The sequence below is a fragment of the Tessaracoccus sp. O5.2 genome (genome assembly GCF_964266725.1).
GTDB classification, from domain to species: Bacteria; Actinomycetota; Actinomycetes; order Propionibacteriales; family Propionibacteriaceae; genus Arachnia; species Arachnia lapidicapta.
Window position 1 is genome coordinate 145,768 of the sequence record NZ_CAXWGV010000012.1, and the last position, 18,167, is coordinate 163,934.

Genomic DNA, 18,167 nt, shown 5'->3' on the forward strand with positions numbered 1-18,167 from the left:
CCTTATCGCCCTTTTCGGGGCGCAGGCGCGCCGCCCGGCGTCCCTGGGCAGTCCCCGAACAAGGTGAGGGGCCCGTCCTGACGGACGGGCCCCTCGGTTGGGGGGACTACTTGACGGGGACCAGGACGGCCTCCGCACCGGCCGGGTTGTCGTAGGCGACGGCCATGAAGCCGAGCGGCTTCTGGGCCTCGAACTGACCCGGAGTGACCGTCACCCGGAGGGTGACGGTGGCGTCCGGTGCCACCGTCGCGGCCAAGCCGTTACTCAGAGCCGGGGACGACACCTGGTAGGCGGCGGAGCCGTCGAACATGTCCCACTCCGAGCCGTAGAAGGACACGACGGAGTAGGTGAATTGGTTCGTCAGGCCCAGCAGGCTGGCCGGGACGGGCAGGAGCACGGTGCTCGAGTCCGTCGGGGAGGAGGCCAGGAAGCCGGCGGCGTACAGGCCGCCCGTCGCGTGGTCGTAGACGAACACCTCGTTGACCCCGTCGTGGTCGCCCGCGCGGATCGCGCCGGAGTCGTAGCTGAAGACCGTCACGTCCGTGGCGCCGTCGCCGTTGTTGTCGATCGGGATGTCGAACTCGATGGACGCGGCGTTGCTGAACCGGTCGTGCATGGACACGGCGAACACCAGGTAGTCGCGGCCCTTGGAGCGGAAGGACTGGATGCCCGCCGCCTTGAGGTCGAACCCGGCAGCCGTGGGCTGGTCGTCGGCGTCCTCGAGCCCCCAGACGAACACGTCCGCCCGGGCGGCCGTCGCGGCGCCCTGGTTGGTGAGGGTGAGCGTCCCCTTGGGCTCCGTGGCCGAACCCGTGAACGAGGCCGCCACGTTGGTGGCGCGCCGGGGCACCAGGAGGGCCCCGATCCGGTGGGTGGCACTGTCACTGGCCAGCACCACGTGCCCGGACACCTCGGCGAATGCGTGCTGCGTGGCACCGAGCGACGAGGGGACGTCAGCGGCCTTGACGGTCATGGTGACGGCCACCGTCGCGCTCTTACCTGCCTTCACGGTCACCGACCGCTTGTCCAGGCTCACCTTCGCCGGCAGCGAGGCATCGGTGGGCTCGTACGACACGCGGAAGGTCTGGGCGGTCTTGCCCCGGTTGACCACGGTCACCGTCTTCGTGGCGGTGGTGTCGCGGCCCAGCTCGGCGAACCCGAAGCTCAGGGTGGCCTCGCGGAAGGCGGCCTTGCCGCGGGCGGTGTCGCCGTAGGCGAAGGTGCTGGTCTCCACCAGTTCAGCCGTGTCGACCAGGCCTCCGCCGCGGGTGAGGCGGTAGCCCGCCACCGCGGCGGGGTCGGCGGTCGACACCAGCGCTGCGCTGACGTCCTGGCCGCTCCACTTCGGGTGCGCCTGGACGCCGAGCGCGGCGACCCCTGCCACGTGAGGTGCGGCCATCGAGGTGCCGGAGAGGAACATGGCGCCCGTGCCGGAACCGACGGCTGCCGATGCGACGGACACGCCGGGCGCCGTCACCGACGGCTTGAGCCCGGAGTCGCCGGACCGTGGGCCGGCCGACGTGAACGATCCGAAGCCCTCGAAGCCGGGGTTGGGGAGCGACAGCTCTGACAGTGACAGCGTGGCTCCGCTGGTGAGCGCGGCGCCGTCGCTCTTCCTCACGCCCAGGAACGGGATCGTGACGACTGCCGGAGTGCCGTCGTCCGGGTTCTCCGTGATGGGCCCCTCGAAGGGCGGCAGGGTCTCGTCCGGGTTCACCATGACGACGGCGGCAGCGCCGGTGGCCTGGCCGTGGATGGCGCGGGCCACGCGGGCGCAGGTGCCGCGCTCGCTCACGGCGATCTGGTTCTTGCCCGGTTCGACCCCCGCGTAGCGGAAGGCGTACTCCGAGCAGCCGAGGTGCTCGAGCTCGGCAGTCGCTGGGTCGTCCTTGAGCCGGACGACGGTCAGCGGTTGGCTCGGCAGCGCAGCCCCGTTGGCGTTGATCGCCTCGATGTCCTTACCCCCAACGGTCAGCGTCGCCCCGGGGAAGGACTCCGTCGCGTCCGACGCGGCGACGCTGATGACGCCGTCGCCGGTGCCGGGCGACCCGGTGAGATAGGGGCTGGGTCCGGAGTTGCCCGCGGAGGCGACGACGACGACGCCGGCAGCCGTGGCGTTCGTGGCGGCCACGGCGCTCGGGTCGTCCTTGGTGCCGTAGCTCGACCCGAGCGACATGTTGATGACGTCCATCCCCTGCTCGACGGCCCAGTCGATGGCCTCGACCGTGACGTCGGTTGACCCGCCACAGCCGAAGACGCGCAGCGCGTAGAGGTCGACCTGCGGCGCGACACCCGGGCCGACCAGGAAGTCGGCCTCGGACGTGGTGGCGTCATAGGGGCCGGCGTACGGCTCGCCCTCGAGGGTGACGCCGCCGCCGCCGGTGGTGCCGGCGACGTGGGTGCCGTGGCCGTTGCAGTCGAGCGGGTTGGGGTCGGGCTGAGGGACGGAGCCCGCGGTCGAGGCGTCGTAGTCGTCGCCCACGAAGTCCCACCCGCCCTTGATCCGGGGAGCCTTGGGGCCGAACAGGGCCGGATCCGCGGCCTGGTCAGACGTCGCGGCGGCGGCACGGAAAGCCTCCCGGGTGCCGGGGCCACCGAAGGTCGCGTGTGTGTAGTCGATGCCGGTGTCGATGATGGCGACCTTGACGTCCTCGCCGGTGTAGCCGGAGTCCTGCCACACCTGGTCGACGCCGAGGTAGGGGATCGTCGTGGCGTTGGTGGGCTCAACGATCTGGACGGAGTGCACTGCCTTGACGCCGGGGAGATCGGCCAGCGCCGCCACATCCTTGCGCGCGATCGACACCTTCACGCCGTTGTAGGCGGTCTGCACCTGCGAGCGGACCTCGCCGCCGAGCTTCGCGATGGCAGGCTTGAGCGAGTCTTGCGCCGCCTTGCGCTCCGCCTTCAGGCGTTGCTTCTCCTGGGCGGTCAGCGAGCCGCGCTGCGCCTGGACGGCCGCCACGGGCTCAGCCGCCAACTCGACCATGACGGTGACCCGGCTCTCGTCGACGGTCGCGGGCAGCTGACGGCTGGAAATCCGACCGCCTTCGACGGCCTCGAACCGGTCGAGCGGGTCTTCGGGGGCGGCCTGGGCGGCCACGGGGGCTGCGATGGCCAGCAATGCGGTGAGGGCCACGGTGCCGACTCTCTTCATGCGATCCGCCGTTTCACTAGGGGACATGCGGGATGCGGTCACCCTATTGACGCCCCCGGGTCCGGTCAATGGCCGAAAGTGGGGTCTCGAGGACAGGTTGAGGGTGCGACCGCACCACCCGTCAGTCTGGCAGCCGGCCGGGGCCGCCGGAGGCGTTGCGCGAACGTGCATGCCGATGGCTCAACGGTGGTCGGATGTGCATGTCGACGGCCGCCTAAGCTCGGGAGCATGGAGTTGTCCGTCCTCGACCTCATCCCCGTCCGCCGCGGCCAGACCACCGCCCAAGCGTTGCGCGCCAGCCGGGCCCTGGTGGAGGCCGCAGACAGGCTCGGCTACTCCCGGTACTGGGTCGCCGAGCACCACAACGCCGCGTCGGTGGCCTCCACGTCGCCGGCCGTCGAGCTCATGTACCTGGGCCAGAACACCTCACGGATCCGCCTCGGGTCCGGTGGGGTGATGCTGCCCAACCACTCGCCGCTCGCCGTGGCGGAGCAGTTCGCCCTGCTGGCCGCCGCCTACGGCGACCGGATCGACCTCGGTATCGGCCGCGCGCCGGGCACGGACCCCGTCACGTCGGCCGCCATCCGGGGGCAGCTCCGCGGGGGCCACATGGTCGACGCGAGCGGGCGCCCCACCGACCCCGTCGAGGAGTTCCCCACCAACATCCGCGACATCCTCGCGCTGCTCGGCCCGGAGGGGGCCGAGATCCGCTTGCGGCACGGCCGCACCTACCAACTGCGGGCCACCCCCGTCGCCGAGCACGCCCCGGAGCTGTGGCTCCTGGGCTCCAGTGACTACTCCGCCGAGTTGGCCGCCACGCTGGGCCTGCCCTACGTGTTCGCGCACCACTTCTCCGGCCGCGGGACCCACCGGGCGCTCGACCTCTACCGCGGCGGCTTCCTGCCCGGACCTCACGGCGAGGCTCCGCGCACCTTCGTGACGGTCAACGTCTCGGTGGCGGAGACGGCCGACGAGGCCTGGGAGCTCTCCGAGCCGCACCAGTACCTCATGGCCTCCCTGGCCACGCGGGGCACCATGGACCCCCAACCTCACGCCGGGGCCGAGGCGCGGGCTCTCTTGACCGAGGACCTGCGCGCCGTGGTGGCCCCCAGCGTCGCGACCTGGGCAGTCGGCGATGTGGACCAGGTCCGCGACGCCCTCCTCCGCACCGCCGAGGACTTCGGCGTGGACGAGATCATGGTCCACCTGGTGGCGGGGGCCCGGGAGACGGACGACGCCGACGCGTGGCCGGCGAAGCTGCGGGGGCTCGACCTGCTGGCCGAGGCGCTGCTGGACTGACGTCAGAGGTCCAGGTGCCCGGCCTCGGTGCCCACGGGGCGGGAGTATCCGGCAGCCCGCAGGTCCTCGGTCAGGTGGTCGATCCGGAGCAGGTCGTCGCGGGCCAGTCCCGCGCGGTAGGCGCCCCGCGCCACCAGAGTGGCCGCCACGGGCGCGGTGAGGAGCTGCAGGGCGACGATGAGCAGCGCGAGACCCGCCGCCCACCAGGTGCGCAGGCTGACCGCGATGCCGGCGGCGACGCAGATCAGCCCCAACACCTGCGGCTTGCTGACGGCGTGCAGCTTGCCGATGACGTCGGGGAACCTTACGAGCGACACGGCCGCGCCGAAGCAGAGGACGGCACCCGCCAGCACCAGCAGGGCACCGGCGAGATCGAACACCTGATCAATCACTGGCCCTTCCCCTCTCCGGAGCTGCGGTACTGGCGCCGGGTGGCCATGCGGTCGGCGACGAGGCGGGCCACGGACACGGCTCCCGTGAAGCCCAGCAGCGACAGGAGCAGGAGGATGAGGACCTCAGTGGGGCCGTCCGACCAGACGGTCCAAGCGCCGAGCGAGGCCACCGCGACGGCGACGATGAGGTCGGCCGCCACGGAGCGGTCCAGCTGCGTGGGCCCCTCGGCGATCCGGTTCACCCCGATGATGCCCGCGACGGCCAGCAGGACCGCGGCGACGCCCAGAACGATGTCGGTGGCCAGGTCCATGGGTCACTCCTCCATCTGGGGGGTCAGTGCGGCCGGGTGGGCGAGACAGGCGAGGTCGAAGGCGTGGATCTGCTCCGCGGACCCGAACGCCCGCACCACGCCGGACTCGACGGCCATCACCATCCGCTGGACCTTGTCGACGGACTCGGCGTCGTGAAGCTCCAGGGCGTGGAGGTACAGCCGACGGGGGTGCCGGACCACCTCGACGACCACCGTGCCCGGGACCAGCGACAGCAGTTCGGCGACGGCCACCTGATAGAGGTCGTCGTCGGTGTGCAGGTCGACCCGCACGATCCCCGCGTCGAGCTTCACCTCCCGGAGGAACGCCAGCCGGAGGATGCGCAACGAGGAGACCACCAGGTCCAGCAGCAGGTGTCCCAGCAGGCGTAGGAAGCCCAGCGGGCGGAACCGGCCCGTCCAGTGGATCGGCGGCAGCGGGAACACGACGTCGACCACCCAGGCGATGAGGATCCCGGACAGGACGATCAGCGGCGACGCGCTGCCCCACAGGAGCGCCCACACCAGGGTCATCCCGAGGATCGAGAGGGGACGGACTCGCATCCGGTCGCGCCACGGCGTCGTCGATCTCATCGCAGCCCCTCGGGAAGCACGGCCGCGATGTAGGAGCCGTCGCGCAGCGCGGCCGCCGCCGCGTGCGTGTACTCGTAGAGCGGCCCGGCGAACACGGTCAGGCCCAAGCCGAAGACGACCAGTGCCATCGTCGCGCCGACCTGCAGCGGGGGCATGGGGCGCGTGTCGTCGTCCTCGTGGCCGTCGCCGTCGATGTCGATGACACGCGCCGCGCGTCGCTCCTCGGCGGGCGTGATGCCCCAGAAGGCGCGGTTCCAGATTTTGGCCATCGCGATGAGCGTGAGGAGGCTGGTGGCGACCCCGCCGGCCACGACCGCCCACGCGAGCGGTGTCCCGGCGGCGGCGCCAGCCTGCAGCAGCCCCAGTTTGCCGATGAACCCCGACAACGGCGGGATGCCGGCCAGGTTCATCGCGGGGACGAAGAACAGGACGGCCAGCAGCGGGGCGACGCCGAGCAGGCCGCCGAGGCCGTCGAGCGACGACGTGCCTCCGCGACGTTCGATGAGGCCGGTCACGAGGAACAGCGTGGCCTGGATGGTGATGTGGTGGGCCGTGTAGAAGATGGTCGCGGCCATGCCGGCCTCGCTGGCCAGCGAGATGCCGAACACCATGTAGCCGATGTGGCTGATGAGCGTGAACGACAGCATGCGCTTGATCTCCACCTGCGCGATCGCGCCCAGGATGCCCACCACCATGGTGAACAACGACGCCACCATGAGCACGTCGTTGACCGGAGAGGTCGGGAACAGCAACGTCTCGGTGCGGATGATCGCGTACACGCCGACCTTGGTGAGCAGGCCCGCGAACACGGCCGTGACGGGTGCCGGCGCCGTCGGATACGAGTCGGGCAGCCACGACGCCAGGGGGAACATGGCCGCCTTGATGGCGAACGTGACGATGAGCAGCACCTCGAGGAGCAGTTGCACCGGCTCCGTGAGGTCCCGCAGCCTCACGGCGAGGTGAGCCAGGTTGACGGTGCCGGTGGCGGCGTAGACGCTCGAGATGGAGATGAGGAACAGCGCGGAGCTGAGCAGGGACACGATGATGTAGATGGTGCCGGCGCGGATCCGGTCGGCGGTGCCGCCCAGCGTCAGCAGCACGTAGGACGAGAACAGCAGCATCTCGAACCCGACGAACAGGTTGAACAGGTCCCCGGCCAGGAAGGCGTTGGAGACGCCCGCCATGAGCAGCAGGAAGGTGGGGTGGAAGATCGACACCGGGGTCTCGCGGCGCTGCTCGTCGCTGTCCTGGCCGGTAGCGAACAGCAGCACGCAGAGGGCCACCACGGAGGCGACGAACAGCATCAGGGAGCTCAGCCGATCGGCCACCAGCGCGATGCCGAGCGGCTCGGCCCACGCGCCCAGCCAGAGGGCGACCGGCCCCACCTGGTGCGTGTGCCACATGAGCACGCCGGCCACGCCCATGATGCCGGTGAGGCTGACGACCGACACGGCGCGCTGAACGCCGGGACGGCCCGGGAGCGCCAGCGCGACGGCGGCGCCGAAGACGGCCAGGAGCATGGGCGCGGCCAGCAGGTCGGACATCATTCGCTCACCACATCCTCTCCGCTGTCGGAGAACGTGGTGTCCTCGTAGGACTCCGAGGCCGCGTCCGCCTCCGCAAGGCGGCGGATCCGGGCGTCCTCGACGTCGTCGGCGACCTCGTCGTGGCCGTGCAGCTGGAAGCTGCGGTAGGCGACCGTCAGCACGAAGGCCGCCACGGCCATGGTGATGACGATCGCGGTGAGCACCATGACCTGGGGCAGCGGGTCCGATGTGGTCTCCGGATCCCCGAGCCCGACGATGGGCGGGGTGCCTGGCCGGCCGGCGGCGACGACGAACAGCAGGTTCACGCCGTTGCTGATGACCAGGACGCCGAGCAGGATGCGGGTCAGCGAGCGCTCGAGCAGCAGGTAGACGCCGCTGGCGACGAGGATGCCGGCGGTGACGGCGAGGAGGAGGTTCGCGGTCATCGGCGTCCCCCTCCGCGTCCGGGCGCGTCGTCGTGGGCCTCACCGGTGCCCCGGTCCGCGACCTGGCCGCGGTGCCGGGCGGGCAGGGCGATCGTCGAGTCGGGCAGCGGCATGGGGGCGATCTCGTCGGTGGCGTGCTGGTCGACGCCGGAGCCGAGGCTGCGCGCGATGTCGAGGAGCATGCCGACGACGATGAGGTAGACCCCGATGTCGAACACCGTGGAGCTGACGAGGTGGATCTCCCCGAACAGGGGGAGCTCGCCCCAGGGGGTGGCGAGCGCGTCGGGCCCGGGCACGTTGAGGTAGTAGTCGTAGCTCTGCAGGATCCGTCCGCCCGCGATCAGCGGTGCGACGGCCGTGCCGAGGGCGAGGGCGAGTCCGCCGCCGAGCAGGCGGCCGGCGTCGACAGGGGCGGCTTCGTCGAGTTCGTGGCGGCCGGCGGCGAGGTAGCGGATGATCAGCGCCATCCCGGCCACCAGGCCGCCCGCGAACCCGCCGCCGGGGGAGTTGTGCCCCGCCAGCAGCAGGTACACGGACACGATGATCATGATGCCGAACAGGAGCCGGGTCACGACCTCGAACACGAGCGACCGCACCAGCGGAGACAGGGTCTGGCCGCCGCGCAGCCACACCCCGGGCGCGGTGTCGGCCATCGGGGCGTCCTCGCGGTCCGCGAACACGTCCTCGGTGGTCGTCACCCGGCCGACGCGCGAGCGGAGGAAGATCAGCGACGCCACGCCCGTTGCCGCGATGACCAGGACCGCGATCTCGCCGAAGGTGTCCCAGGCGCGGATGTCGACGAGCGCGACGTTGACGATGTTCTTCCCGTAGCCGAACTCGTACGCCGCCTCGTACCAGGCCTCCGACACCGGCTCGGCCACCCGGGCGCCGGCGCTGACCAGCGCCACCAGCGTCACCGTCGTCCCGACGGCGACGGCCACGAGGATGCGCCACCACCGACTGGAACTGAGCGGCCGGTTGGTGAAATAGCGGGGCAGTTTACGCACCACCAGCACGAAGACCACCAACATGGCGATCTCGACGAGGACCTGCGTGAGCGCCAGGTCCGGGGCGCCCGCCATGGCGAACATGAGCGCCAGGCCGTATCCGGTCACGCCGACCAGGAGGATGGCGCGGATCCGGCCGCGCGACCATGCGGCCAGGACCGCGGCCGTGGCCATGACCGCCGCCACCAGCAGCTGCGGCCAGTGGTCGAACGCCCGGTACTCGGGCCAGATCCGGATCCGCAGCATCGCGAAGGTGGCCAGGCCGACGAGGGTGACGAGGATCGTGCCCAGGTAGATCGAGAGCGAGCCGCGCTGCGAGCGGGCCGTCACCTCGACGGCCACCCGGTCCAGCCGCTGCATCGACCGGTGGTAGACCTCCTCCGCGGTGACCGTGGAGGGGAACGTGGCTTGGACGGCCGAGATGCGGGTGCGGAAGACGAACAGCGCGATGCCGCCGGTCACGGCGGCGATCGACATGATCAGCGGCCACGTGAACCCGTGCCACAGGGCCAGCCCATGGCTGGCCTCCCCGGCCGGGACGGTGCGGGCGTACACGTCCAGCACGGCGGTGAGCTGCGGGCCGAGGAAGCCGCCGGCGAGCGAGGCGACGGCGAGCACGGCCGGCACGGCGACGATCCCGACGGCCGGCCGGTGCCAGGAGAGGACGGGACCGCCGTCCTTGGGGGCGAACGCGCCCCACCACCAGCGCAGCGAGTAGGCGACCGTGAGCGCGGACCCGAAGACCAGCGCGGCGGCCAGCGCCGCGGCGGCGAGCGGCGTGACCGGCGCCAGGTCACCGCGCACCAGGTACTCGACGGACTCGAAGGCCGCCTCCTTGGTGAGGAAGCCGATCAACGGGGGGAACCCGGCCATGGACAGGGCGGCGAGCCCGCCCAGGGCGGCCAGCCAGGGGACGCGGTAGGCCACGCCGTTGAGCTCGCGCAGATCCCTCGTCCCGGCGGAGTGGTCGATGACGCCCACGGTCATGAACAGCGTCGACTTGAACAGCGCGTGCGCGACCACCGTGGCCAGCCCGGCCAGCGCCGCCGCCTCCGTCCCGAGTCCCACGAGCAGCACCATGAAGCCCAACTGGCTCACGGTGCCGTAGGCGAGGAGCAGTTTGAGGTCGGTCTGCCGCAGTGCGCGCCAGCCGCCCAGGATCATCGTCGTGGCGCCCAGGATCATCACGGTGCCGCGCCAGAACGGGACGGTCGCGAACGCGGGCGCCAGCGCGGCGACGAGGTAGACGCCGGCCTTCACCATCGCGGCGGCGTGCAGGTAGGCCGAGATGGGAGTGGGGGCCGCCATCGCGCCCGGGAGCCAGAAGTGGAAGGGGACCAGTGCGGATTTGCTGAGCGCCCCTACCAGCATCAGCAGGGCCCCGACCGTGGCGAGCGTCCCCGACGGCGGATCGGCGACCAGCTCGGCCAGCGACAGCGTGCCCGAGGTCTGCCAGAGCGCGACGATGCCCACCAGCATGGCCAGTCCACCGGTGGTGGTGACGATGAGCGCGGTCTGGGCCGCGCCGCGGTTGGCCCGGCGGGAGGGCTCGTGGCCGATCAACAGGTACGAGAAGACGGTCGTCAGCTCCCAGAACACGTAGAGCAGGACGAGGTTGTCGGCCGTGACGAGGCCCAGCATGGCCCCGGCGAAGAGCGTCAGCACCGCAGGGGAGCGGCCCGAGTGCGTGCCGTCGAAGTACCAGCGGCTGTAGAGCATCACCGCGGCGCCGACCCAGGTGACGACGAGCGCAAGTACCCACTGCAGCAACCCGATGCGCAGGCTGACGGCCACGTCGAGTTGCTGGATCCACGTGTGGTGCTCGACGTAAGCCTCCCCGCCCAGGACGGTGGGGGCCAACGTCACGAGCCACGCCCCGGCCGCCGCGGGGACGAGGGCCAGCAGGTAGAAGGTGCGGGCCCCCCAGCGCGACACGAGAGCGGGAGTGAGCGCGCCGATCACCGCATGCGCGGCGATCAGGGCTACGAGCACGCCAGAACTCCTGTCCGGTCCGGGTCCGTGGTGGCAGGGGCCAGTCTAGCGGGGCCGACGACGGCCAGGGGCGCTGTGGCTGGCGCTACACGGCGGACTGGAGCCACGCCAGGTCCGCGGTGCGCTCCGGCACCCCGCCCGGCGTCTCCAGCAGCGTGATGGTGGCGGCGTCCCGGACCACGCAGGCCAGGAGGTCGCCGTCGATGAGGCCCTGGCCGAGGTTGGTGTGCCGGTCCGCGCCGCTGCCTGGGAGGTCGCGCGAGTCGTTGCAGTGCACGACGTCGACGCGACCCGTGATGCCCCTGACGCGCCCGACCAGGCCGTCGAGGTCGAGGCCGGCCGCGTGCGCGTGGCACGTGTCGAGGCAGAAGCCCACCCGGTCAGCGTTGGGCGACGACTCGAGCGCGGACCACAGCCGGTCGATCGCCTCGAGCTCACGGGTCATGGCGTTGGTGCCGCCGGCGGTGTTCTCGATGAAGATGGGGACCGGCAGGTCCAGGCCGTCGACCGCCTTGCGCCAGTTCGCGAAGCCGACGGCCGGGTCCTCCGACTGCGTGACGTGCCCGCCGTGCACCACCACACCCAGCGCCCCGACGGCGGCCGCCTCGGTGACGGTCTGTTGGAGCAGTTTCCGGGAGGGGATGCGGATGCGGTTGTTGGTCGAGGCGACGTTGAGCGCGTACGGCGCGTGGACGACGACGCCGATGCCGGCGTCCTCGGCCGCGGCACGCAGCGCGGGGGCGCCCCCCTCGACCAGCGTCGTCGGCTTCTTCCAGCTCTGTGGGTCACCCAGGAAGATCTGGACGGCCCCGATGCTGAGAGCGGCGGCCTCGGCCAGGGGGTCCGTGGAATCGACGTGGGCACCGAGTCGAAGGGTCATGGGCGCCACCCTAGTCGCGGCCGCCGACAGTTCCCGGGCGCGGACCGGCGGTGGAGGCGCGGTCGATGAGCCGGGCGGGCACCACGACGTCGGCATGCGTGGCGCGTCCCTGGACCCGCTCGTCGAGCAGTTCGACGGCGGTCCTGGCCAGCGTGGTCGCGTCCAGGTCCACGCTGGTCAGCGACGCGCCCGGCAGGTGCGTCAGGGACGTGTTGTCGAAGCCGGACAGGCCGATGTCCGCGCCGGTGCGCAGCCCGAGCGCCTCGACGTGGCTGGCGACCGCCGTCGCGACGCGGTCGTTGTGGCACACCACGCCGGTACCGGGCAGGAGGAGCTCGTCGAGGCCGTCGATGCGTTCGCCCGCGGCGCCGTGGTGTCGGGCGGTGAGGGTGATGGGGGGCCGGCCGCCGGCCTGCTGGGCGTCCAGGTAGCCGAGCCGGCGTTCGCGGGAGGAGTCGCCCTCCGCGGGCCGGTCGTAGCCGACGTAGATGACCGGGTCATAACCCCGCGTCCACAGGTGCTCGGTCACCAGCCGGGCGTTGGCCCGGTCATCCGAGCGGACGAGGTCCACCGTGGCGGGGGCCCGGTTGCGGGTGAGGACGACGGTGGGGGTCAGGGCGCCGTAGGCCCCCAGAGCCGCCATGTCCAGCAGTGGGGACACGAGGACCAGGCCGGCCACCCGCAGCTCGAGGAACCGCTCGATGGCGTTGACCTCGCGCTCGGCGTCCTCGGCGATGGTGGCCAGGAGGGGGACGTAGTCGTGCTCGTCGCCCGCCGCGCGCAGCGCCTCGGCCAGCTCGCCGTGGAAGAGGTTGCCGAACCCCGGCAGCACGACGCCGATGAGGTCGGACCGGTTGCGGGCCAGGGCGCGGGCGGCGGCGTTGGCGCGGTAGCCGAGTTCGGCCATGGCGGTCTCCACGGCGGCACGCCGCTCGGCCGACACCCGGGGATCACCGCGGACGACCAGCGACACCAGCGGGCGCGACACCCCGGCCAGGCGCGCGACGTCGGCCTGGGTGGGTCGGCGTCGCTGCGGCATCGTCGTCCTCCTCGCTCGGGTGGTGAGTCTATGGCCCCGCTGGGGCTGGGTGGGTTGAGCCTGACTCGCGGTCTGTGGGGAGGGGTTGAGCCTGACTCGCGGTCTGTGGGGAGGGGTTGAGCCTGATCCATGTCTCGATGGCGTTGGCAGCGTCATCACCGCAGATTCCGCCGTCGAGCCGCGGACCAGGCTCAACGGGGTGCGACGGACCGCGTGTCAGGCTCAACGCGACCCGGGGTGCGGAGCGCCGCAGCGCCCCACACCCCGTCCCCATCACCATGAGGTATCTGGCCGGCCCGTCAGTTGTAGAACGCGGGCTTGGCGATCATCTCCACGGGCACCTCGACGCCACCCGACTCCAGCGACCGGACCGCCGCGTCGACGACGACGCCCGCCGCGTACCCGTCCCAGGCGCTGGATCCGGTGTGCTCGTCACGCTCGACGGCGCGGATCCACTGCTGGACCTCGGCGTTGAACGCGTCGTGGAAGCGGTCGATGTGGCTGCGGCAGATGGGGTTGCGCTCGCCCTCGCCGTCGCGGACGACCGTGCGGTGCTGGTCGCTCAGCCGGATCGTGCCCTGCTCCATGACGAGCTCACACTCGATGGAGTAGCCGAACCCGATGTTGACGTTGACTTCGTCGTCGATGCGGACGCCCGACTCGGTGTACGCGACGAGCACCAGCGGGTCGGCGAGGTGCTCGAACCGGTGGCTGGTCGAGCGCGGGGTGTCGATGCGGACCCGCACGATCTCCTCGCCGAGCAGGTAGCGGCACGTGTCGATCTCGTGGATGGCCGTGTCATCGATCATGTTGCGGGTCGTGTAGCCCTCGGGGACCGAGGGGTTGCGGTGCCGGCAGTGCACGAGGGTGGCGTAGCCGTGGTCCCCGGCGACGAGCGCCTCGCGCATCTCCTGGTAGCCCTTGTCGAAGCGGCGCATGAACCCCACCGTGATGAGCTTCTTCCCGGCGGCCTGCTCGGCCTCGAGGATCCGCAGCGAATCCTCGGTGAGGGTGGCCAGCGGCTTCTCCACCAGGACGTACTTGCCGGCCTGGACCGCCGCGATGACGTCGGGGGCGTGGACGCTGCCGAAGGTCGCGATGAGGACGGCGTCGACGTCTGGGTCGGCGATCAGCTCGGCGCCGGTGCCGTAGGCCTTGGCGCCCAGCGGCTCGGCGACGGCGCGGGCGCCGTCGAGGTTGAGGTCGGCCACCGCGACGACCCGGCCGCCGGCCAGTTCGGTCTCGATGCGCTCGATGTGGGCGCGGCCCATGCCGCCGGCGCCGATGACTCCGATGCGTACGGTCATTGTGGTTCTCCTTCTCCGCCGGTGCGGGTCACTTGAGGCCGAGGCCGCACTCGGCCAGGTACTCGCGCATGAGGATGGCGTTGGGCTTGGGGAAGTCGGTCGGGCAGGGGTAGCAGTCCTGCTCGCAGATCGCGTAGATCTCCTTATCGAGCTCCGCGAGTGCGTCGACGAAGGCGTGCATCTCGGGCAGGCCGGCCGGCGGGCGCACCGAGGCGCCCTTGGTGACGGCCTCGCCGAACGGCCAGTCCTCCTCGTGCGCCTGGCGGGTGATGTCCTCGTCGAACGCCTTGATGTGGACGTAGGTGATGCGCTCGGGGAACTTCTTCACCAGCTCGACGGGGTCGCCGCCGCCGTAGACGACGTGGCCCGAGTCGAGGCACAGGTTGACGTACGTGGGGTCCGTCGCCTCGAAGATGCGCGCGATCTCGTCGGGGGTCTCGATGTGCGAGTCGCCGTGGGGGTGCAGCACCATCTTGAGGCCGTAGTCGTCGAGGAGCAGCTTGCCGAGGCGGTTGGCGTTGTCGACGTAGAGGTTCCAGGCGCGGTCGCTGAGGACGCGGTCGTCGGTGAATTCCCAGGTCTTGTCGTCGCGGTAGAGCGGCGGCAGGTGGACGATGTACTCGGCGCCGACGGCGGCGTGCGTCTCGGCGATGGCGCGGAAGGTCCGTTCGGTCTCGGCCCAGGCCTCCTCCTTGTGGAGGATGCCCCAGCCGGTGCCGGCGACGACGCGCAGGCCGAACTCGTCGGTCCACTTCTTGAGTTCCTTGGGGTCCTTCGGGAAGTAGCCGAAGGGGCCGGTCTCGATGACCTCGAAGCCCGCCTCGGCCATCTCCTGCATGGCGCGGCGGGGGTCCATCTGCTTCTCGTCCTCGGGGAACCAGACGCCCCACTGGTCCGGGCAGACGCCGATCGTCAGCTTCGAGTACTTCGGATCAAGGGTGTTGCGGGCCTTGGAGGTCATGGTGTGCCTTCTCTCGTCGGTGAGGGTCCTGCGTGGTTAGCACGCGCTAATGGAACGTTAGCACGCTCTAACGGGGGCGTGCCAGGGGGGTGCGCTAACGGCCCCGAGCCTGGTCGGCGCTGGGTAGGCTTACTGCACCGTCGACACCAGGAGCCAGCAATGTCGCAGACCCAGCACGTCGTCACCCGCCTGCGGGAGGTCATCGCCCGCCACGGGTCGCGTCCAGCCACCCGCATCCGCGAGGGCGACCGTTGGGTGACCCAGAGCTACGACGAGTTCGGTGCGCGCGTGCTCGCCGTGGCGCAGGGGCTCCTCGACCTCGACGTCGAGGTCGGCGGTCGCGTCGGACTGTTCCTCGGCAACCGGCCCGAATGGTCCGAGGTCGACTTCGGCGCGGCGACGGTCCGCGCCGTGCCGGTGCCGCTCTACGCCACGTCGACCCCCGAGCAGATCGAGCACATCGCGCGGGACTCCGGGCTCACCGTCATGGTGGTCGGGAACCAGAGCGAGTGTGAGCGCGTGCTGAGTGTCGCGGACCGGCTGCCCGACCTGCGCCACATCGTCATCGTCAAGCCGTACGCGGACATGCCCGACCGGGTCATGCCCTACCGCGACCTGCTGCGCGCGCCCGAGGGCGACGCCGTCGAGGAGCGCTTCTCGGGGGCCCTCGGCGACGACCTCGCCTCGATCATCTACACCTCCGGCACCACGGGCGAGCCGAAGGGCGTCATGCTCCAGCACAGCGCATTCGTGACGCAGAGCGACGCGCTGGACCAGTTCTTCGACATCACGCCCGAGGACCACTCGCTGTCGTTCCTGCCGCTGTCGCACGCCTTGGAGCGCGCCTGGACCTTCGTCGTCCTCATGCATGGCTGCATGAACACCTACGTGGAGAACGCGCGCACGGTCGCGGAACAGATGGTGCTGGCCCAGCCCACCATGATGGTCAGTGTCCCGAAGCTGTTCGAGACCGTCTACGCCACGGCGCACCAGCGAGCGTCTGACTCCCCGGTGAAGCGGCAGATCTTCGCGTGGGCGCTCAGGGTCGGCCGGCACAACCAGTACGCCTACCGTTCGGGACGGCGGCCCGGCGCGGCGCTGCGCGCCCAGCTGGCGCTGGCGGACAAGCTCGTGCTCGGCAACGTGCGCGCGGCCATCGGTGGCCCCAAGAAGGTGCTGGCCTGCGGTGGCGCCCCGCTGCGCGCCGAGATCGAGGAGTTCTTCTCCGCCGTCGGCGTCCCGATCATGCAGGGCTACGGGTTGACGGAGGCCTCGCCGCTGATCACGTTCAACGCGCCCGACGACTTCAAGCAGGGGACGGTGGGCAAGGTGCTGCCCGGCGGCGAGCTGCGGATCGGGGACCTCGGCGAGATCCTCTACAAGGGGCCCAACGTCATGAAGGGGTACTGGAAGCACGAAGAGGCGACCGCCGAGACCGTGGTCGACGGCTGGCTCCACACCGGTGACGTCGGCTACGTCGACACCGACGGATTCCTCACCATCACCGACCGGCTCAAGGACATCATCGTCACGCTGGGGGGCAAGAACGTCGCCCCGCAGCCCATCGAAGGCCTCATCCTCTCCGATCCGCTGTTCGAGCACGCAGTGCTGTTGGGCGACAACCGACCCTTCGTCACCCTGCTGGTCAAGCCGTCGCTGCCCCACGTCGAGGCGCTCGCCAAGGCGCGCGCGTGGCCGGGCGAACTGCACGACTGGTTGGCCAGCGGCGAACTGCGCGAGGAACTGAAGAAGCGGGTGGACGAGCTGACGGCGAAGCTCCCCAGCCAGGAGCGCCCGAAGGACACCGAGGTGCTCCAGGAGGAGTTCACCATGGACAACGGCCTCCTGACGCCGACGCTGAAGGTCCGACGCCGCGAGGTGGAGGCCAGGTTCAAGGCTCTCGTCGACGACATGTACGCCCGCCTGGAGCGGCTGAAGGAGCAGGGGCGCGGCGGAGCCGGGGGCGCGTGAGCCACGCGGGTTGAGCGGGCGCCGCGGAGAGAGCACCATGGCCCCATGGGACTGATGGACTTCCTCGGGAAGCGGTCGCCCGGTCTGACGATCGAGGAGACCCTGACGGCGCTCAGCAAGGGTGCGGTGCTCATCGACGTGCGCACGCCGGGGGAGTACGAGGCCGGGCATGCGCCGGGCGCGCGTCCCGTGGACCCCAAGAGCCTGCACGCCGATCCGCTCGACGCCATCCACGGCGACGACCCCCTCGCGGAGCGCGACGCCGCCATCGTCGTCATGTGCGACAACGGGCTGCGGTCGTCGATCGCGGCCGCGGAGCTGCGGGGTCGCGGGCTCCTGGCCGAATCCGTCGCGGGCGGGCTGCGCGCGTGGGCCAAGGACGGCAACCCCGTGCTGCCCGGCCCCTACCGGCGGCGGCGCTGAGGAGCCGGCCATGCGTCGGCTTCCGGTGTTCCTGGGCGGGGCCGCCGTCGGCCTCGGACTCGGCGCGACCGTCTCCGCCGCCACGACGGTGTGGCTGGAGGGCCGGCGCACCGTCAACCGTCATGTCGAGGACTACCGGTCGCACTGGGCCGCCCTGCACCACGCCCCCCGCGAAGGGCTGCGGTACGTGGCCCTCGGCGACTCCGCCGCCCAGGGGGTGGGCGCGACCTCGGTCAGCCGCGGCTATGTGCCGCTGTTGGCCGAGCGCATCGGGCGCGCGTCCGGGCGCGACGTCGCGGTGACCAACCTGTCGGTGTCCGGCGCCACCAGTGCCGACGTGGTGCGCGAGCAGCTGCCCCGGCTGGCGGACCTGCCGTTCGAGCCGGACGTCGTGACGCTCGACATCGGTGGCAACGACGTCGTGTTCCCCGGTCATACACCGGCCACGTTCGAGCGCAACCTCGACGAGATCCTGGCCGCGCTTCCGCCGGCGAGCTACGTGGCGGACGTGCCGTGGTTCATGATGCCGGTGCTCGGGCGGCGCTCGCAGCGCATGTCGGTCCTGGCGGCGGCGCTGGTCGAGCGCCACGGTCACCATCTGGTGCCGCTGCACCGCGTGTCGCGGGAGACCGGGCGGCTGCGCTACCACCGGTACACCGCGGGCGACTTCTTCCATCCCAACGACCTGGGATACGAGGGCTGGGCCGACGCGTTCTGGGGGACCATCGTGGCGAGCGGGCGCCTCGAGGAGCTGCGGGACTGATTTCCCCGGCGGCTCGGGGACCGGTAACCTTGGCGCTCGGTCGACTGCGGTCGGCCATGCCCTCCTGCCGCGGGAACGACCCGCGGCCGCTAGTCCGAAGGAGGT

The 18,167-nt window shown here is 71.3% G+C and carries 15 protein-coding genes; 4 read left to right on the top strand and 11 right to left on the bottom strand.

Annotated features, from left to right (window positions below):
- Positions 1–106: 106 nt before the first annotated feature.
- Positions 107–3,154 (bottom strand): S8 family serine peptidase, encoded by a 3,048-nt coding sequence (locus tag ACFQPD_RS06655; RefSeq protein WP_385899600.1) that lies wholly within the window; start codon positions 3,152–3,154, stop codon positions 107–109.
- Between the two features lie 228 nt (positions 3,155–3,382).
- On the opposite strand from ACFQPD_RS06655, the gene ACFQPD_RS06660 reads away from it, so the two are divergent.
- Positions 3,383–4,453: an LLM class flavin-dependent oxidoreductase gene (locus ACFQPD_RS06660; RefSeq protein ID WP_385899602.1), complete on the top strand. Its 1,071-nt coding sequence runs from the start codon at positions 3,383–3,385 to the stop codon at positions 4,451–4,453.
- A 2-nt stretch (positions 4,454–4,455) separates the two neighbouring features.
- Here ACFQPD_RS06660 and mnhG read toward each other — a convergent pair whose 3' ends face one another.
- The 10 genes from mnhG to ACFQPD_RS06710 all read right to left on the bottom strand — a co-directional run bounded on the left by mnhG (position 4,456) and on the right by ACFQPD_RS06710 (position 14,905).
- On the bottom strand, positions 4,456–4,845 hold the full coding sequence (gene mnhG / locus ACFQPD_RS06665; protein ID WP_228383457.1) for a monovalent cation/H(+) antiporter subunit G: 390 nt from the start codon (positions 4,843–4,845) through the stop codon (positions 4,456–4,458).
- Positions 4,842–5,156, bottom strand: coding sequence for a monovalent cation/H+ antiporter complex subunit F (locus tag ACFQPD_RS06670; protein WP_068752333.1), 315 nt, complete (start codon positions 5,154–5,156; stop codon positions 4,842–4,844). The genes mnhG and ACFQPD_RS06670 overlap by 4 nt, the downstream gene beginning before the upstream one ends.
- A gap of 3 nt (positions 5,157–5,159) precedes the next feature.
- Entirely contained in the window at positions 5,160–5,747 is a 588-nt protein-coding gene (locus ACFQPD_RS06675; protein ID WP_078919811.1) for a Na+/H+ antiporter subunit E, read from the bottom strand.
- Entirely contained in the window at positions 5,744–7,294 is a 1,551-nt protein-coding gene (locus tag ACFQPD_RS06680) for a Na+/H+ antiporter subunit D (RefSeq protein WP_385899605.1), read from the bottom strand. The genes ACFQPD_RS06675 and ACFQPD_RS06680 overlap by 4 nt, the downstream gene beginning before the upstream one ends.
- The gene (locus ACFQPD_RS06685; RefSeq protein ID WP_385899606.1) at positions 7,291–7,719 is read right to left on the bottom strand and encodes a Na(+)/H(+) antiporter subunit C; all 429 of its coding nucleotides are present in this window, start codon (positions 7,717–7,719) and stop codon (positions 7,291–7,293) included. The genes ACFQPD_RS06680 and ACFQPD_RS06685 overlap by 4 nt, the downstream gene beginning before the upstream one ends.
- On the bottom strand, positions 7,716–10,718 hold the full coding sequence (locus ACFQPD_RS06690; RefSeq protein WP_385899608.1) for a Na+/H+ antiporter subunit A: 3,003 nt from the start codon (positions 10,716–10,718) through the stop codon (positions 7,716–7,718). Before ACFQPD_RS06690 ends, ACFQPD_RS06685 begins: the two co-directional genes overlap by 4 nt.
- Before the next feature lie 85 nt (positions 10,719–10,803).
- Entirely contained in the window at positions 10,804–11,598 is a 795-nt protein-coding gene (locus ACFQPD_RS06695; protein WP_385899609.1) for a deoxyribonuclease IV, read from the bottom strand.
- Between the two features lie 10 nt (positions 11,599–11,608).
- Positions 11,609–12,637, bottom strand: coding sequence for a LacI family DNA-binding transcriptional regulator (locus tag ACFQPD_RS06700; RefSeq protein ID WP_385899610.1), 1,029 nt, complete (start codon positions 12,635–12,637; stop codon positions 11,609–11,611).
- A 299-nt stretch (positions 12,638–12,936) separates the two neighbouring features.
- Positions 12,937–13,944 carry a Gfo/Idh/MocA family protein gene (locus ACFQPD_RS06705; protein ID WP_068752329.1) on the bottom strand — a complete coding sequence of 336 codons (1,008 nt, stop codon included), beginning with the start codon at positions 13,942–13,944 and terminating at the stop codon, positions 12,937–12,939.
- A gap of 28 nt (positions 13,945–13,972) precedes the next feature.
- Positions 13,973–14,905, bottom strand: a complete 933-nt coding sequence (locus ACFQPD_RS06710; protein ID WP_068752328.1) for a sugar phosphate isomerase/epimerase — start codon at positions 14,903–14,905, stop codon at positions 13,973–13,975.
- A 159-nt stretch (positions 14,906–15,064) separates the two neighbouring features.
- On the opposite strand from ACFQPD_RS06710, the gene ACFQPD_RS06715 reads away from it, so the two are divergent.
- Genes ACFQPD_RS06715 through ACFQPD_RS06725 form a run of 3 tightly spaced genes read left to right on the top strand, consistent with a single transcriptional unit; the run spans position 15,065 to position 18,062 of the window.
- Positions 15,065–16,876: an AMP-dependent synthetase/ligase gene (locus ACFQPD_RS06715; protein ID WP_385899612.1), complete on the top strand. Its 1,812-nt coding sequence runs from the start codon at positions 15,065–15,067 to the stop codon at positions 16,874–16,876.
- A 45-nt stretch (positions 16,877–16,921) separates the two neighbouring features.
- The gene (locus tag ACFQPD_RS06720; protein WP_068752326.1) at positions 16,922–17,299 is read left to right on the top strand and encodes a rhodanese-like domain-containing protein; all 378 of its coding nucleotides are present in this window, start codon (positions 16,922–16,924) and stop codon (positions 17,297–17,299) included.
- Between the two features lie 10 nt (positions 17,300–17,309).
- On the top strand, positions 17,310–18,062 hold the full coding sequence (locus ACFQPD_RS06725; protein ID WP_385899614.1) for an SGNH/GDSL hydrolase family protein: 753 nt from the start codon (positions 17,310–17,312) through the stop codon (positions 18,060–18,062).
- Positions 18,063–18,167 lie beyond the last annotated feature (105 nt).

Bases quoted from the DNA above. Each gene is read 5' to 3' on its own strand.
- ACFQPD_RS06675 (WP_078919811.1), bottom strand. From the start codon at position 5,747: ATGAGATCGACGACGCCGTGGCGCGACCGGATGCGAGTCCGTCCCCTC.
- ACFQPD_RS06715 (WP_385899612.1), top strand. From the start codon at position 15,065: ATGTCGCAGACCCAGCACGTCGTCACCCGCCTGCGGGAGGTCATCGCC.
- ACFQPD_RS06700 (WP_385899610.1), bottom strand. From the start codon at position 12,637: ATGCCGCAGCGACGCCGACCCACCCAGGCCGACGTCGCGCGCCTGGCC.
- ACFQPD_RS06725 (WP_385899614.1), top strand. From the start codon at position 17,310: ATGCGTCGGCTTCCGGTGTTCCTGGGCGGGGCCGCCGTCGGCCTCGGA.
- ACFQPD_RS06705 (WP_068752329.1), bottom strand. From the start codon at position 13,944: ATGACCGTACGCATCGGAGTCATCGGCGCCGGCGGCATGGGCCGCGCC.
- ACFQPD_RS06660 (WP_385899602.1), top strand. From the start codon at position 3,383: ATGGAGTTGTCCGTCCTCGACCTCATCCCCGTCCGCCGCGGCCAGACC.
- ACFQPD_RS06720 (WP_068752326.1), top strand. From the start codon at position 16,922: ATGGGACTGATGGACTTCCTCGGGAAGCGGTCGCCCGGTCTGACGATC.
- ACFQPD_RS06695 (WP_385899609.1), bottom strand. From the start codon at position 11,598: ATGACCCTTCGACTCGGTGCCCACGTCGATTCCACGGACCCCCTGGCC.
- ACFQPD_RS06655 (WP_385899600.1), bottom strand. From the start codon at position 3,154: ATGAAGAGAGTCGGCACCGTGGCCCTCACCGCATTGCTGGCCATCGCA.
- ACFQPD_RS06680 (WP_385899605.1), bottom strand. From the start codon at position 7,294: ATGATGTCCGACCTGCTGGCCGCGCCCATGCTCCTGGCCGTCTTCGGC.
- ACFQPD_RS06670 (WP_068752333.1), bottom strand. From the start codon at position 5,156: ATGGACCTGGCCACCGACATCGTTCTGGGCGTCGCCGCGGTCCTGCTG.
- ACFQPD_RS06710 (WP_068752328.1), bottom strand. From the start codon at position 14,905: ATGACCTCCAAGGCCCGCAACACCCTTGATCCGAAGTACTCGAAGCTG.
- ACFQPD_RS06685 (WP_385899606.1), bottom strand. From the start codon at position 7,719: ATGACCGCGAACCTCCTCCTCGCCGTCACCGCCGGCATCCTCGTCGCC.